General features: G+C 41.3%; 10 protein-coding genes and 1 tRNA gene. 1 reads left to right on the top strand and 10 read right to left on the bottom strand.

The genetic code is table 11. From position 1 onward, the window contains the following. Window positions 1-20 precede the first annotated feature (20 nt). On the top strand, window positions 21-878 hold the full coding sequence (locus V7K53_RS22895; RefSeq protein ID WP_335199845.1) for an aminotransferase class IV: 858 nt from the start codon (window positions 21-23) through the stop codon (window positions 876-878). A 167-nt stretch (window positions 879-1,045) separates the two neighbouring features. Here the strand turns inward: V7K53_RS22895 and V7K53_RS22890 are convergent, their stop codons facing one another. The 10 genes from V7K53_RS22890 to V7K53_RS22845 all read right to left on the bottom strand — a co-directional run bounded on the left by V7K53_RS22890 (window position 1,046) and on the right by V7K53_RS22845 (window position 15,961). Beyond that, window positions 1,046-2,221 (bottom strand): acyl-CoA dehydrogenase family protein, encoded by a 1,176-nt coding sequence (locus V7K53_RS22890; RefSeq protein ID WP_335199844.1) that lies wholly within the window; start codon window positions 2,219-2,221, stop codon window positions 1,046-1,048. 6 nt (window positions 2,222-2,227) lie between these two features. Continuing rightward, window positions 2,228-2,713, bottom strand: coding sequence for a YbaK/EbsC family protein (locus V7K53_RS22885; RefSeq protein ID WP_335199843.1), 486 nt, complete (start codon window positions 2,711-2,713; stop codon window positions 2,228-2,230). 208 nt (window positions 2,714-2,921) lie between these two features. Then, complete coding sequence (locus tag V7K53_RS22880; protein ID WP_335199842.1) at window positions 2,922-6,002, bottom strand: non-ribosomal peptide synthetase; 3,081 nt, start codon at window positions 6,000-6,002, stop codon at window positions 2,922-2,924. A gap of 377 nt (window positions 6,003-6,379) precedes the next feature. After that, window positions 6,380-8,266, bottom strand: a complete 1,887-nt coding sequence (gene ftsH2, locus V7K53_RS22875) for an ATP-dependent zinc metalloprotease FtsH2 (RefSeq protein ID WP_335199841.1) — start codon at window positions 8,264-8,266, stop codon at window positions 6,380-6,382. 453 nt (window positions 8,267-8,719) lie between these two features. Beyond that, the gene (locus V7K53_RS22870) at window positions 8,720-9,214 is read right to left on the bottom strand and encodes a hypothetical protein (RefSeq protein ID WP_335199840.1); all 495 of its coding nucleotides are present in this window, start codon (window positions 9,212-9,214) and stop codon (window positions 8,720-8,722) included. 223 nt (window positions 9,215-9,437) lie between these two features. Further along, entirely contained in the window at window positions 9,438-10,883 is a 1,446-nt protein-coding gene (gene gltX, locus V7K53_RS22865) for a glutamate--tRNA ligase (protein ID WP_335199839.1), read from the bottom strand. A 133-nt stretch (window positions 10,884-11,016) separates the two neighbouring features. Further along, a tRNA-Asp gene (locus V7K53_RS22860) sits at window positions 11,017-11,090 on the bottom strand. Between the two features lie 110 nt (window positions 11,091-11,200). Further along, window positions 11,201-12,727: a serine/threonine protein kinase gene (locus V7K53_RS22855; protein ID WP_335199838.1), complete on the bottom strand. Its 1,527-nt coding sequence runs from the start codon at window positions 12,725-12,727 to the stop codon at window positions 11,201-11,203. A gap of 101 nt (window positions 12,728-12,828) precedes the next feature. Continuing rightward, window positions 12,829-14,451, bottom strand: coding sequence for a serine/threonine protein kinase (locus V7K53_RS22850; RefSeq protein ID WP_335199837.1), 1,623 nt, complete (start codon window positions 14,449-14,451; stop codon window positions 12,829-12,831). Between the two features lie 325 nt (window positions 14,452-14,776). Next, complete coding sequence (locus V7K53_RS22845) at window positions 14,777-15,961, bottom strand: esterase-like activity of phytase family protein (protein ID WP_335199836.1); 1,185 nt, start codon at window positions 15,959-15,961, stop codon at window positions 14,777-14,779. Window positions 15,962-16,116: the final 155 nt, after the last annotated feature.

Below are 16,116 nucleotides of genomic sequence, written 5' to 3'. Positions count from 1 at the left end.
TACTTGGAGATTCCTCGATAATGTTTGAGGCAACACCTATCGTATGGCATAATGGCAAGATTGTTCCTCGCGAACAAGCAGATCCATCCATTGCCAGTCATTCTTTGCATTTAGGTATTGGTGTTTTTGATGGCATCACTGCCTACTGGAATGGAGACCATTACTATATTCATCGACTCATTCAGCATCTTGAGCGACTGCACAATGGTTCTAACAAAATTGGTTTATATTATTCATGGTCAATTGAGACTTTAGCAGCAGGGATTGAGGAACTATTAGAACAATTACCACCAACTACTTACTATATCCGCCCAATTATATACCGATCGCAACCCAATATCTTTATTACTAATGATATTGCAGATGTAACCATTCTTGCTGTAACAGTTCCACGGGATGTAAACAAGTCTTTGAGTTGTCAGATTTCAACGTTTGAACGTGTTTCTAGTCGGGCAATTCCCATAGAATGGAAACTATGCGGAACTTACATCAACAGCTATCTGGCTCGCACCACATCTCAAGCAGCAGGATTTGATGATGGCATAATGCTCAACCAAGCTGGTAATATTGCTGAAGCCTCTGCTGCTAACCTGCTGTTTTTGCATCAAGGATCAATCATAACTCCATCTCTTGATTCTGATGTCTTTCCAGGTATTACACGCTATACACTTTTCGATATTGCACATGACCTTGGAATCCCCGTCATTGAGCGCACAATTCAGCCAAACGAATTAGCTTGCTTTGAAGGTGCTTTTTTAGCTTCCACGATGATGGAACTCAAGCCCATACATAACATTCAAAACTATCAATATCAAACCGCCAACAATCAGCTATTTAAACGCATATTGGCTGTTTTTCGGGAAATCACTCATCAGTAGAAGAGTTGCTGTTGCGAAACAATTGAGGTAGCAAAACTCATCCTGGAGAAAAAGTTGACCTACTACTACTAGTAGATACTCCTGTCACAGATCAAAGTGACATTGAGTACCATCTACCTCAAGGAACTCTAACTATAATGTGAGTCTCAAACGAAGGCGCACGTTAACTATACAGCTACTTTTACCTCACCAAGTACTATTTGGGCAATGATTTCGCGCATGACTTCACTGGTTCCACCAGCAATAGTACCTGCTCGCGTATCACGATATATACGAGCGATCGCACATTTCTCCTGGTAGCCGTATGCGCCATGAAATTGCAAGCACTCATCAACAACACGGTTGGCTAATTCGGTTGCTTTTAGTTTAGCCATAGAGCATTCTGCAATAGGTAATTCACCTTCCTGGTACAACCATGCTGTGTGATAAATAAGTTGACGGACTGCTTCCACATCCGTTACTAGGTCAGCCATACGATGGCGAAGTGCTTGAAAACTTGAAAGTGGACTATTGAATACTTTCCGTTGAGTCAAATACTGGCGCGTTATTTCAAGGCAGCAGTCTATGCCACCAAGAGCAAGGATTCCAGCTACCAACCGTTCTAGTTGGAAACACTGCATAATGTAATAAAAGCCGTGGTTGAGCTTACCTACTAGATTCTCCACTGGTACAGACACATTATTAAAGTAGAGTTCTGCTGTGTCAGAACAATACCAACCAATATTGTCCAATTTTTTAGCACTCAAACCTTCAGAAGCTGTATCTACAATTAATAATGAAATACCAGTCGCACCTCGTCTTTGTGTATCTTTTGAAGGTGCAGTTCTCACAGCAAGAACGACAAAATCTGATTTTGTACCGTTAGCGATAAATTTTTTTGTCCCGTTGACGATATAGTTATCGCCTTCACGCACAGCACTTGTTTGGATCTGGCTAAGATCGGAACCAGCATTTGGCTCGGTAATACCCAGTGCAGCAAGTTTGTTACCAGTGATGGCAGGAGATAAATATTTGCGTTTAAGTTCCTCACTTGCTGCGTGGGCTATAAAGGAAGTAGCCATATACGCTTGTACAGCAACGGCAACTCTAAAGCCGCCATAACCAGTACGACCGAGTTCTTCAAGAAAGACTACTGAAAAGAAGAAGTCCATTTCCGAGCCACCGTCATTTTTTGGGTGATTGATGCCCAGAAATCCTTGCTCCCCCATCTTCTGCCATAGTGTCTTTGGAACAAAACGTTCGTCTTCCCACATATCAGCGAACGGTATCACTTCCTTAGAGATAAAGTCGCGTACCCGTTTTCTAAAGGCATTATGTTCTGTGGTGAAGTAAGGGGATTTCATATTATTTCATTTGACCGAAATGACCTTTCCATTAGTGAGTTTTTCAATATCAGTAGAGCGTAGTTTAAAAACAGCATTCGGTGTCCCTGCTGCCGCCCATAGCTCCTCGTATTGAAGAAGATCCTCATCAATATATGTTTCAATTTTTTCTTTATGTCCCATAGGTGGTACTCCACCAATCACAAACCCTGTTTTTTCTCGAACAAAATCAGCATTTGCCTTCTCTATCGGTTCTGCAACAACTTCACCCACTTTTTTCTCGTTGATGCGATTTGAACCACTAGCAAGAACGATAATAGGTTTTTTGGTTTGTTTGGTTTGAAAAATCAGAGATTTAACGATTTGGTTGACCGTACAACCGATAGTTTGGGCTGCTTCTTGAGCTGTGCGAGTACTTGCTGGCAGTTCGACAACCTGAAAACTGATATCTAGTGCCGATAGAGCAGTTTGAACTTTTTGTGCGCTTGGACTTAACTCGTCTCCTGTATTCATAACTCTTAGTGCAATTTGATTAAGATTTTACCTCCAGCAGATTATAGCTCGATTTTTTGCAACCACTTGATGTTCAGTTCCTTCATTAGACCTCTTGCAAAAGTGCCTTTTGCAAGAGGTCGGGAAAGGGGGAAAGGTTAAAGGGTAAAGGAAAATTCTATCCCTTTTCCCTTTAACCCTTACCCTTTACCCGACTTATGCAAGAACTCTATTTTGTAGGGTGGCGTAAGTCTATCATTCTTAACCTCAAGGTGGGATTATCGAAAGTTGTTAGATTCCGACGATCGACCTTTCCATTCGGCGTTAAGGGCAAAGTTTCGAGCAAAATAAAGGTCGAAGGGATCATGTAGTTGGGTAGCTTCTGTTGTAGGTAGTTACGTAGTTCGTCGGCAGTTAGCTCTTGCCCCAGTACTGGAACTACACAAGCAACCAACTGTTTATCGTCATAGGAGTTTTCCCGGACAAAGACCGCCGCTAGACGCAATTTGGGATGAGCAGCGAGCAAAGTTTCAATTTCTCCAATTTCGATGCGGAAACCTCGAATTTTCACTTGGTTGTCAATTCGCCCGATAAACTCTATGTTCCCGTCGGGGAGATAACGAACTAAGTCTCCTGTTTTGTACAGGCGAAGTGCGCTGCCACGCGCCGCTGTGCTAATGCTCTGCGGAGGGTACAGTGGGTTGGGAATAAATCTCTCTTGGGTCAAGTCGGGGCGATTAAGGTAGCATCGAGCTAACCCTGCTCCTCCCACGTATAATTCACCGACAACGCCGATGGGAACAAGCTGAAGATGAGTGTCAAGAACGTAAATTTGAGTGTTGCCAATTGGACGACCGATGGGAATCGACGATAAATTTTGGTCAAGGGTTTTGGGAATTGGATAAGTCGAAGTGAACGTCGTGCTTTCGGTCGGGCCGTAGCAACTAATGATTTCCGTTGATGGTAATACTTCTAGTGCCTTTTTTATATGACCGACAGAATGGGCTTCGCCACCTGTCAATAGCTGTTGAATACCCAAAAAAGTTTCTGGTAACTCGTCAATAATAGTATTGAATAATGCTGTGGTTAGAAATAGCGTTGTAACGCCATAAATATTGATTGTGTCACGTATTCGTTGAACTGTAGTGAGTTTTCCCGCAAAAAGAACACAGCGAGCGCCATGTAGTAAAGCACCCCATAGCTCGAAAGTTGCTGCATCAAAAGCGATCGGTGCAATTTGCAAATGGACTCGTGATGAATCAAGACGGACATAATCAACGCCAAATAACAGACGGATAACGCCACGATGAGGAATTGCGACTCCTTTGGGACAACCTGTAGAGCCAGAAGTGTAGTTTATGTAAGCTAAATTATCAGCAGTGGTGCTAGCGATCGGATTTTCCTTACTCTTTTTAGCGATCGCTAGACTAGCTGAATCCAGAATAACAACCTTTGCATCGGTTGTAGGTAATGCTTTGATGAGTTGCTGTTGAGTTAAGAGAACGGATACCTGTGCATCCAAAAGTATATAGGCAAGACGCTCTTTGGGATAGGTGACATCCAGAGGGACATAAACACCACCTGCTTTGAGAATTCCTAACAGTGCCACAACCATTTCCAGGGAGCGTTCAATACAGATAGCAACGAGTGTTTCTGAAGTTACACCTAGTGTTTGTAGGTAGTGGGCCAGTTGATTAGCACGTTGGTTTAAATCTCGGTAAGTGAGTTGCTGCTCTTTATAGATAACTGCTACAGATTCGGGATTGCGTTCTACTTGCTCCTCAAACAACTGCTGAATTGAAAGCTTTTCAGGATAAGGGGTCTGAGTGTCGTTCCACTCTACCAAAAGCTGATGTCGTTCGGCTTCGCTCAATAAAGGTAATTCTGCAACCCGATGCTCTGGATTAGCAACAATCCCCTCTAGTAAAATTTGGTAATGGCAAGCGATCCGAGCTATGGTGTCGGCCTCAAACAGATCGGCGTTGTATTGCCAGCACAAAACAATTGAATTGCCTACCTCCCAAATTATTAAACTGAGATCGAATAATGCTCCTACTTGCCCCGTAAACAGATACGGTTTCATAATCAGTACAGAGTCAGACTCACCACTATTCAATTCAGTCTCGGCAGAGAGAACTGATTTTGGCTCTTGTGAGTACCAACGCTGCTCATCCCAAGTGAAAAAAACCTGATAAAGGGAGGAAAGGCTCCTATCTGGCTGTGGCATGAGTTGCTGCATGATTAAGGAGAAGGGATAATCTTGATGATCCTGAGCTTCAGTGACAGTTTGATTAACTTGCGCTAGAAATGCTTTGAAGCTTGGATTTCCTGCAAGATTGGATTGCAAGACAACAGGGTTAACAAAGGAACCAACAATCGTCTCGAATTCATCTTGTCCGCCACGACCTGCCATCGGAGTTCCAATATGGATATTGTTTTGCCCAGTATAGCGGTACAGTAATACTTTCAGCGTTGCCAATAGAACGCTGTAGAGACTTGCTTTTTCAGTTTGAGCTAGCTTCTGTAACTTGTGAAGAAGTTGGCGATCTAGTTCAACGAGATGAGAAGCACTGCGTTGGCTCTGTGCTAGAGAGCGCGGCCTATCTAGAGGTAAATTTAGTACAGGAATTTCGCCAGCTAGCTGTTGTTTCCAGAACTCGTAGTGTTGCTCACCTTTTGGGCTAGCTAACATTTCAGACTGCCAATTGACAAAATTCACGTATTGTAGATGAGTGGAAATACACCCTTCTTGATTTTCTTTGGAGGAAATACTTTCCGTCTGTTGGCAGATTTTAGAGCCTAAAGTATACAGTATTCGGAAATCGTTAAGTAAAATATTAAACGACCAAGCATCTCCGGCAATAGGGTGTATGACAGCAAGTTGTACTGCTTCTGCATCAAATTGGGTAAATAGGCGTACTCTCAGTACCGATCCTTGCTGAAAATTGAATGGACGATCAATTTCTTCTGAGATTTGATCCTGCAAAAACACTTCACTCCAGCCAGAGGCATCGATCGCCTTGATATCAATATCTGCTTGGGAACTAACCACCTGACAAGGCTGACCTTCAATAATCGGATAGTTTGTTCGCAAGATTGGATGGTATTCTCCCAGTTTCTGCCATGCTTTCTGCCAAGTGGCGATATCTAAAGCCGAACAAAGCCGAACAGTAGAGAAGATATGGCGAATCTTGTTCTCAGATTTCTGCTGTGAGAGCAACCACATCACCTGCTGATTATGGGACAGTGCAAACTCTGAATGTTTTTTTGTTGAGGAGTCCAGATGCCTTGGGCAGAAATTAAGATCCATTAGAGCAATACGGTTCAGTTAAGGATTGTTTGTGGAGATTTTATGTGTGTAAAGAAGTTGTATTACAACGTCTCAAAGCGAGGTTATCGCTCATACAAATTTTTTAACTGAACCATATTTTCCTATAGAGCGAGAAGAATATTTAATTTTTTGAACAAATTTGATCTGTTTACTGAATAAAATAGCAAAAATGGGGATGATATTCATATCATCCCCAAGTGATTTTATGTTATTGCGGTTCCCATTAGATGCAGTACAAGATTAGATTGAGAGTTGTAAGGGCAGTACCGTGCCCTTACAGATGTACCTTATGTAAACGAGAACTGCTATAGTTTGCTTATTCGCAGGCGATCGCTCAAAAAAGCTTCACCTACTTACTATAGTTGCGGTACGTACTGTTGCTTATCTGGGACTTCAGCATACTCAGCCACAATCTGGCGGAATTCTTCGCCATCAATGGTTTCTTTCTCGATGAGCAAATCTACTAAGCGATCGGTGACAGTGCGATGGTCACGGATGATCTTCTTAGCATTGTCGTAGCACTGCTCAACAATTTCTCTGACTTGTCCATCAATGCGGGAAGCGATGGATTCAGAATACTCAGATCGGGTTGTCCAGTCACGACCCAAGAATACTTCTCCCTGCTGGCTTTCTAACGACAGTGGCCCTAAGTCGGACATCCCGAACCGAGTCACCATCTGCCGGGCCATTCCTGATAACTGCTGCAAGTCTCCACCCGCGCCAGTTGTGACTTCCGCAGCGCCAAAAATCACCTCTTCAGCGGCACGTCCACCCAAAGCACCAGTAATTCTAGCTTTCAACTGGGAACGAGAAATTAATCCCTGTTCTTCATTGGGCGTAAACCAAGTTAAACCTTGTGCTTGTCCCCGTGGAATCAGGGTAACTTTCTGTACTGGGTCATGGTCTTTTAACAAAGTTCCAACTAAGGCGTGTCCGATTTCGTGGTAAGCAATTAAGCGCTTGCTCTTGCTATCTACCAAGGGAGTACCTTCCATTCCAGCTACCACCCTATCTACCGCATCATCAATTTCGCGGAGGGTGATCGCTTCTTTGCGTCTTCTCGCAGTGAGAATTGCTGCTTCGTTGAGCAAGTTGGCTAAGTCAGCACCAGTGAATCCAGGAGTGCGGCGAGCGATCGCATCTAAAGATACGCTAGGGTCTAGTTTCTTATTCCGCGCATGGACTTGCAAGATTTCCAAACGCCCTTTGATATCGGGTGCATCAACTGTTACTTGGCGGTCAAAGCGACCGGGACGTAATAAGGCTGAGTCTAGTACGTCGGGACGGTTGGTAGCAGCAATAATAATGATGCCTGTGTTACCTTCAAACCCGTCCATTTCGGTGAGCAATTGGTTGAGGGTTTGCTCTCTCTCGTCGTTACCGCCACCAATACCAGCGCCCCGTTGCCGTCCTACGGCGTCGATTTCATCAATGAAGATGATACAAGGGGCGTTGTCTTTAGCTTTCTTGAACAAATCGCGGACGCGGGATGCACCCACACCAACGAACATTTCCACAAATTCCGAACCGGAAATACTGAAGAAAGGTACGCCTGCTTCGCCTGCGATCGCTTTTGCTAATAAAGTTTTACCAGTTCCAGGAGGCCCAACTAACAGCACTCCCTTGGGAATCCGTGCGCCCACAGCCGTAAATCTTTCTGGCTGCTTCAGGAAGGTGACGACTTCTTGCAGTTCTTCTTTAGCTTCTTCGATTCCAGCTACGTCGTCAAATTTGACGCCGGTTTTTGCCTCCATTTGGAAACGCGCTTTGGATTTGCCGAAGTTCATTGCTTGACCTGGGCCACCGGGGAGGTTGCTAGAACGCCGGAACAAAAAGAACAGCCCAGTAATCAATAAAACTGGAAAGATGAGATTGCCCAACAATCCCCAAATTGCGCCATCATTTCGCATAGGGTGAGCATCAAAACTAATGGCTTTCTCTTTGAGCTTGCTAATTAACTCAGGAGCGTTAACAGGCAAATCTACACGCCATCTTTGGACACGATTTTCCAGGTCTGGATCGCGGGCTTCTATAATTGCCGTCCTGCCGCCTTCGTAAAGATCCACACTGTTGACGCGATCGCTGTCCAAGTATTCTAGAAAGCGACCGTAAGTCATGCGGGTATTAGCTGCATTCTTACTCATGTCAGCAGGAGCGCCTGCAAATGCCCCTTGCCAGAAGAAAAAGCCAATTACCAAAGCCGGCAATGTCCAGAGTGCTACGACTTTCCAAGAGAATTTCATTTTAATTTGCCTCTAGATGCCTATACAACTCGTTAGCTCTAGTAACCGAATGTTCATCACTCTGTCACTTTAAGCTGTTAAACGGATGTTTATAAATCCATTTTGTTTAATTTGATCTCTTACATGCACTGCCATAAGGCGATTAAAGCATTATGGCGATGCTAACAAGAATCTTAATCAAAGTTAACTTAATTTTAATACAATATCGCACGAGAAAAGGGAGCGCAACGAGATGCAAAGACAGAGAGAATTTCTCCAGAATGCTTCTCCTATCGTTCAAGCCGCTCTCAATAATGATTCTGGGGAAGTGGGGAGTGAGGGAGATGAGGAAGAAGGGGAGAAGTTACAGTAAGTTTTTCGCCCCTGCCCCTCGGCCACTGAGCGTAGCCGTTCGCGCAGCGTCTCGTAGAAAAGTGCTGCCCCTCTGCCCCTCTGCTTCTTGTGCCCAATACCCTACTTTACTTCTGTAATTTTTAGAGTGTAAGGAAGATACTTGCCCTTTTCATAGGAACCAACCCAAATTTGGTAACTTCCAGGTAGCCATTCACCAACAATGCCAGCATTTTTGCCATCAAAATCGTCATTGCACCAAGTACCACCAGGCCCTTTAATAATCATGGTGGTGTCTTCAGGACTTTGCACTTGCAGCTTTAGGTAGTCAAATTTACTTGTTAACGCTAATGTGTGGTCTGGTGTTTCATCCACAAATCCGGTACAAGGGCCAGTGGCTGTTTCGCTTCTCCCACCTACTTGACTCCCAGATATTGCACCACCACTCATCCCGCGAACTGTCAGGGGGTCTGGCGAAAACTGAGGGCTAAGGGTGACATCTCCAAATATCGTTGGCGCTTCCTGAGCATCAACCGCAGCATTAACTGTCGATGTGATGAAGAGCGTAACTATCATAAACGATAATCTCATCCCTCTATTGAGCGCTTTTGTTGGCATTGTAATTACGTTCGCTTCTAAGTGTTTTTGAAGACATGAATTTTACACACCAAGTTCCCAACATGAGGAGAATTGACTAACTATTTTAGATGTGAAATTGGGGATAATTCATTAGTAATTAGTCAATGATTTCCTGTTCCCATAGTTGCTTTACCTTATGGATAGGGGCACACGTTTGTGCGCCCCTAAAATCTCAAATATTTCTAAAATCTGGAAGTAATCGCTACTTAGCTTCAGTTATAGCCCGACTCAAGCGCGGTTTATCTAAACCAATCTGATTTAGTAGTAACCAAGATTGGATCAAGTCGGGGCCATGAACATCTCCAGTTAAAGCTGCTCGGAGCGATCGCATCACTAAGCCTTTTTTGACTTTCTGCTCTTTCACAACTTGTTTGATAATGTCCTGAGCGGAGGCTTCTGACAGTTGCGGCTGATTTTCTAAAGCTGTGACAATCGCCTCAAGCACAGCATTAGAACCTTCTTGCTTCAATTGTGTACTGCCTTCTTCGCTAAATTCAACTGTGTCGCTAAAAAACAGTTGGCCTTGAGGTACTGCATCTACCAGGCGAGTCAAACTCTGGCTAATTAAAGTTACTAGCTGTTTTAACCAGAGGCGATCGCGTCCACCATCAAATTTATAGCCAGCCGCTTCCCAATAGGGTATGAGTAAATCAGTGAGTTTATCTACTGGCGTTTTGTGGATATACTGACTGTTCAACCAATCCAGCTTGTCCCAATCAAACTTTGCACCTGCTTTATTGACGCGCTCAAAGCCAAATTCTTTAGCTGCTGTTTCTAAGGTAAATATTTCTTGCGTCGAATCTGGTGGCGACCAACCTAGCAATGTCATGTAATTTACCAAGCCTTCAGCAGTAAAGCCCATTTTCTGAAAGTCAGAAATGGAAGTGACACCATCTCGCTTAGAAAGCTTGCGCCCTTCCATATTCAAAATTAATGGCGTATGGGAAAACTCTGGAATTTTTGCACCCATTGCTTCATACAGCAGAATTTGCTTGGCAGTGTTGGCGATGTGGTCTTCTCCGCGGATGACGTGGGTGATTTGCATATCGATGTCATCCACTACAACGACAAAGTTGTATAAAGGTTGACCGCTACCCTCTTCTGAAGCGCGGGCGATGACCATATCACCACCTAAATCGCTACCTCGCCAAGACATCTTTCCCCTTACTAGGTCATTCCAGACAATTTCCCGCCCATCTTCGATTTTGAAACGAATTACAGAGGAGCGACCTTCTGCTTCAAAGGCGGCGCGTTGTTCTGGCGTGAGGTTGCGGTGACGGTTGTCATAGCGAGGTGCTTCGCCTCTAGCTTTTTGAGCTTCTCGGAGTGCCTCTAGTTCTTCGGAAGTAGTGTAGCAGCGATAGGCTAATCCTCGATCTAGCAGTTTTTGTACTGCTTCTTTATAAAGATCCAGGCGTTGGGATTGGAAAAATGGCCCTTCATCCCAGTTAAGTCCTAGCCAGCGCAGTCCTTCAAGAATATTGTCGGTGTATTCGGGACGCGATCGCTCTAAATCTGTATCTTCTATTCGTAGTATAAATTTACCGTCGTGGTGACGGGCAAATAACCAGTTGAATACAGCCGTTCTTGCTGTACCAATATGTAAATTTCCAGTTGGACTCGGCGCAATACGGACTCTAACAGTCACAGTTAATTCTCTCTTTCGCAAAGCATGATAAATGTAGCTTATATTTAAATCTTGAATCCTGAGTCAACCTCTTTGGGTAATTCAAAATCCAATATCACCTAAGTTAAGTGATTTGCTACTCATAAATTTAGAACGGGACTGACGGGGCTCGAACCCGCAACTTCCGCCGTGACAGGGCGGTGCTCTAACCAATTGAACTACAGTCCCTTGTTTGGCAACTTTGCTATTATCACTATTTTTTCTTTACTTGTCAAGTGTTTTGGAGTCAGGAATTAGGAATTATTTTTGTTACGTATCTCCAAGCGGCGAATTATACGTTAAAAAGACCGCGATAACACAACCTGTGGCTCTGATTCCAGATGTTGCAATATTCGGGATTGCATTTGTTTATACTGCTGTTTCAATAGCTGTTTGCTCAATTGGGGTTGAGAAGCTGGCGGTAGACGATGACTCTGTTGCACCCAAGTTTTCAACATTTGCCGTTGAGTTGGCTCAATGCGGCTGCTGAGAACCTTGATGCAAGAATGTGGTGCTTCCAGAGTAAAGAAAATCAAAGGATATTGTTCATTTTCAGCCAGAAAACTTACCATTTTCAGATTTTGGGGATTTTGCATATCTAAGTAGCACGGTAGCCACTTAGGAGCGAATTGCCGATTATAGAGTACAGTTACCCACAACAGCATCGGATGAGGGGATGTCACAAAGACAAACTGGTTATAACGGGTAGAAACCGCATAGTTTTTGATTTCTTGTTTAGATAACATCAACCATAGCGCTGTTATAGATCCTTGTGGAGTGTCTAGAAGCTGGGGAAAAACAATTTCTTGAATTGGTTTATTTTGAGGCCACAAAAGTTGCCGATAGCTTTGTTCTACAGTGATTGGTAATGCAGAATTCAAAGGGCTAGTGAGAATAGAATTAGAGGCAAAATTTTTAGGCAAAGTGGGACAATCCGACTGTTCTAGACTGTTTAAAACTTGTAAAATTTCAGCGATATTTTGAGGGCGATCGCTTGCTTTTTTAGCCAGACAAGCCATAATTAAATTATTTAATTTCTGAGGTATTTTAAGAGTAGGTTTAACATCTGCGATCGTTTTTGGTGCTTCAAAATGATGTGCTTTATACCAAGCACCAAAGTAATCAGTTTCTGTTTCCCAAGGTTTTTTGCCTGTAAGCATCTCAAACATCATCACACCCAGGCTATAAATATCAGAGCGACTATCTAATTTTTCCCCATCTAGCTGTTCTGGAGAACAATAGGGTAAAGTGCCATTAAATCCGCTACTTGTACTAGCTGTTGATGCATAATTCAAAAATCTAGCAATACCAAAATCGAGAATTTTAACTAACTGGCCCAATATCGGATCGGGAATAACTAATATATTGGCAGGCTTGATATCTCGATGAACCAACGGACAAATTTTGCCATCAATGTTAATTCCTTGATGGGCACACTGTAAGCCCAAACAAATTTGGCGAGAGAGAGTCAAAAACATGGGCAGAGATAACGGAATCAAATCTTTTAAACTCTTGCCACATAAATATTCCATGACGTAGTATGGTTTTCCTTTCTCATTCACACCATAATCATACGCCCGCACTATATGTACGCTCTTTTGACTCAAGGCTGCACTCATTAAAGCTTCACGAGCAAAGTCTTGTTGCATTTTGGTATTAACAACAGTTTGAGTCAAAAACTTGATAGCAACTGGTATACCTCCTAATAAAACATCATTTGCTAAAAAAACTTCACCCATGCCACCGCTGCCAATTAATTGCTTGAGTTGATAACGATTGGCAAGTAAGCCCGTACTACTTGGAGATGTAAATGGGCTTTGATTCACTTTGTTCACCTCTGATGCTGAGTCCATTTAAAGTTAGCAATAAACACATAAAAATCTTCTTAGTTAATGGTGGCAAGCATTTTAATTTTGTTAGCAGAACTTCAACGAGGTAATAGCATTTTCAAAAACATTTCCAAAAATTTATTCATCCAAGTTTTTAAAACTTCTGTCTCAGATTTTTGATGTGTGGCTAAGTTTCGTAATATATCTAACTTCAGCTTTTCGTACTCTGTTTTTAGAATATTTTTTGCTTGACTAGGCAAAATCAATTCATTTGACTGTTGACTCATATCTAACCAATCTAAAAGTTGCTGACGCTGTTTAGCCGTGAGATTTAAAGTCGTTACATGAGAGCAATGAGTTGGTTCTTCTAAGGGGAAAAATAGTAAATGATAGTAGCCTAATTCTGCTAAACCACGTGCTATATTTTGACCTTTGCTATCTTTTAAATCCAGAAAATAAGGTAGCCACTTAGTCATAGAAGATTGGGCGTCATATAGTACTGTTACCCACATTAGCATCGGGTATACATTCATTTTACTAATAAATTCAGTACTATGTATTTTATCCAAAAATTTTGCAATTTCTTGTTTAGGCAACATTGCCCAAAAAGTTGGTATAGGTCTTTGAGAAGTCTGTAGTAAATGGGGAAATCCAATTGGCGCAATTGGTTTATTTTTAGGCCAATTTTTCTGCAAACACTCTTTTTCTGATATTAAAGTTGCGGGTACTAATTGAACTGGAAGCGAGACTTTAATAATGTCAGTACTATTACTATAGATAACATTATTAACTTGAGCATTAACTTTTTCTAAATCTTCTAATATTTGGTTGATATTCTGAGGGCGATCGCTGACTTCTTTAGCTAAACAACTCATCAATATTTTTTCTAATATTTCTGGTATTTTAACTTGCGGATTTACTTCTTCAACTGTAGGTGGCATTTGAAAGCGATGGGCTTGATACCAAGTACCAAAGGAGTTACTTTTTGTTTGAAATGGATGTTTCCCTGTCAGCATCTCAAACATTAATACTCCCAAACTATAAATATCAGAGCGGACATCTAGCAGTTTACGCCCTTCCATGTGTTCTGGAGAACAGTAAGGCAAACTGCCAATAAAAGAATCTGTTAGGGTCATCCCACTCCGCTCTGTTAAAAACTTGGCAATACCAAAATCTAGTATTTTAACAATTTCACCTTTTTTACTATCTTCAGCAATAAATATATTTTCTGGTTTAATATCTCTATGAACAATAGGATAAATTTCCCCTTTAAGACTGATACCTTGGTGGGCACATTGTAAGCCTAAACAAATTTGATTACAAATTTCTAAAAACTTTGATATTGTTAAGGGCTGAATTTTCAGAATTTGTTTGAGATTTTTTCCTTGGAGGTATTCCATTACATAAAATGGAGTTTTATCCTCAGTAACTCCATAACTTAAAATGCGAACTATATGTTTACTTTTGCGACCCAATTGAGCGCCAATAAAAATCTCTCTGGCAAAACGTTGGGACATTTGTTGGTTTGACAAACTAAGTGATAGGATTTTGATTGCGATCGGCATACCGCCTTTAGCAGTATCTTCTGCTAGATAAACTCTACCCATGCCCCCTTTGCCAATCAAATCTCTGATTAAATAGCGATTGTTTAAAAAGTGTCCGATGTAATCGTCTAATTCTGCTTTTTGCCCTACCATACTCTCAATTTTATTTTCTGGCATAAAAATCATTTATAAAAAATGTTATTGGCAAAATACTTTAATTTAGTCTAGCTAATTATTAAATTGAAATCTCAGAAATATCTGAACTTTGAGAAAATTAATTATATGCTGTAAATATGCTTAAGCTCTGTGCAAAAGCTGCTAAACATTGTGTAACATATTTATTAAGGAGTACGGTTGAGAAATTACACGTAAACTATAAATAAGCTAGATAAAGTTACTTAGTAGATTCCGTGAATACACAGGAATAATCAAAAATAACTAAATAGAAGTCAAGCCGCGATGTCTACGACAGTCCACGCCTACGCACTTTTTTTCTATACGGTTAAAGGTTAAAATTTGGGATGAAACGGCGTAATAATCTAATAAGTGGATTTTCAATTTTAATTTTAAAGGCCAGTATTTGGGTGCGTTGTAGGGAGTTAAAATTGTTATCACTGATAAGAATTAATGATTGTTGACCATCCGGTAGTTTTGGACCAAGAGTTAAGCCTTCGATGTTGTCTAGCAGTACATCTAGTTTTCTCAGATCTAACAGCAGTTTTTTCTTAACAGGTTTAATATTTTTGGAGTCAACTGCTAAAAGGCTATCAATATTATGAATATCATCGGCTTCTTCTAAAGAAACCTGAAATAAGGAAATAGCAAATCCTAAACCAGTAAAAGACCTTTCTAAACTTAAGAAGTGTCCTTGATTATCGAGAGCAAGTAAATCGGGTAATCCACTAGCAAATTTGCCAATCAGATTCAAAAATGGTGCAACTGGTTCAGTTTGGTAAAGAAATTCCTTTTCTGACTGGTTGTTGAGCAAGTTGTATTGCAAAATTCGGCAAGGACTACCGATATTAGGTTTAGCTGCGACACCATCTTGAATTAGAGCATTTTCGGTGGCTGTGAATAGATGCTTATTATCGGGTGTGATGGTGAGGCTTTCAAAAGCCAAATTGTTGCGGATACCTTTTTGATTAGTTTTATCTGGTAAAAATTTGTTTGGTATCGGGAGTGTTGCAATTTCTCTGCCAGAAGATAGTGAGAACTCTTTAACAAAAGGATTGATTAATTTTGCAGCATCGCCTTCAGAAGAAATAAATACAGTTGCTTTATTAGTTAATGCAATACCTTCTGTATCAGTTTCAGCAGGTCGAAATGTTTGACCATTTTCATTTAATAATGTGGTAACGCTGACTGGAATAATTCCACCTTTTTGTAAATAACCTTTACTAAAGTCGATTTTCAAAGTGTAGAAACGAGCCGCAGCTTTTTGTCCACGATCGTCAGAGATAGCATAATAAAGGTTGTCTTTTGTATTATATGTAATTCCAGATAAACCTCCAATTTCACTTTTTTGAAAGATTAGGCCTTTTGGTAAGATAGCTTCTCCGATAAATTCTATGCTACTGATTTCAACACCATTTGATGGGAGCTTTGTGAGTACTATGGTAATAATTATAATCGGAATTAAAAATAAAAATATTCGTGGAAATTCGAAGATTTTTTTACTTAGCTGCATAGATTTTTTCGTTAAATCAATATTTATAAGGACTTATAACTGTACGTTCCTATAAATAATATCAATTAAATAAGCAATTGCACAGATATAAGCCTGGAACTTCTTACTAAATCAGGCTTTTTTAATTTTGAATTTTCCAGAAAGTCTGAGATGAT

Source organism: Nostoc sp. (assembly GCF_036917355.1).
Classification (GTDB): Bacteria; Cyanobacteriota; Cyanobacteriia; order Cyanobacteriales; family Nostocaceae; genus Nostoc.
The sequence above is the reverse complement of the archived record's forward strand: the minus strand, read 5'-3'. Positions and strand labels throughout refer to the sequence as shown.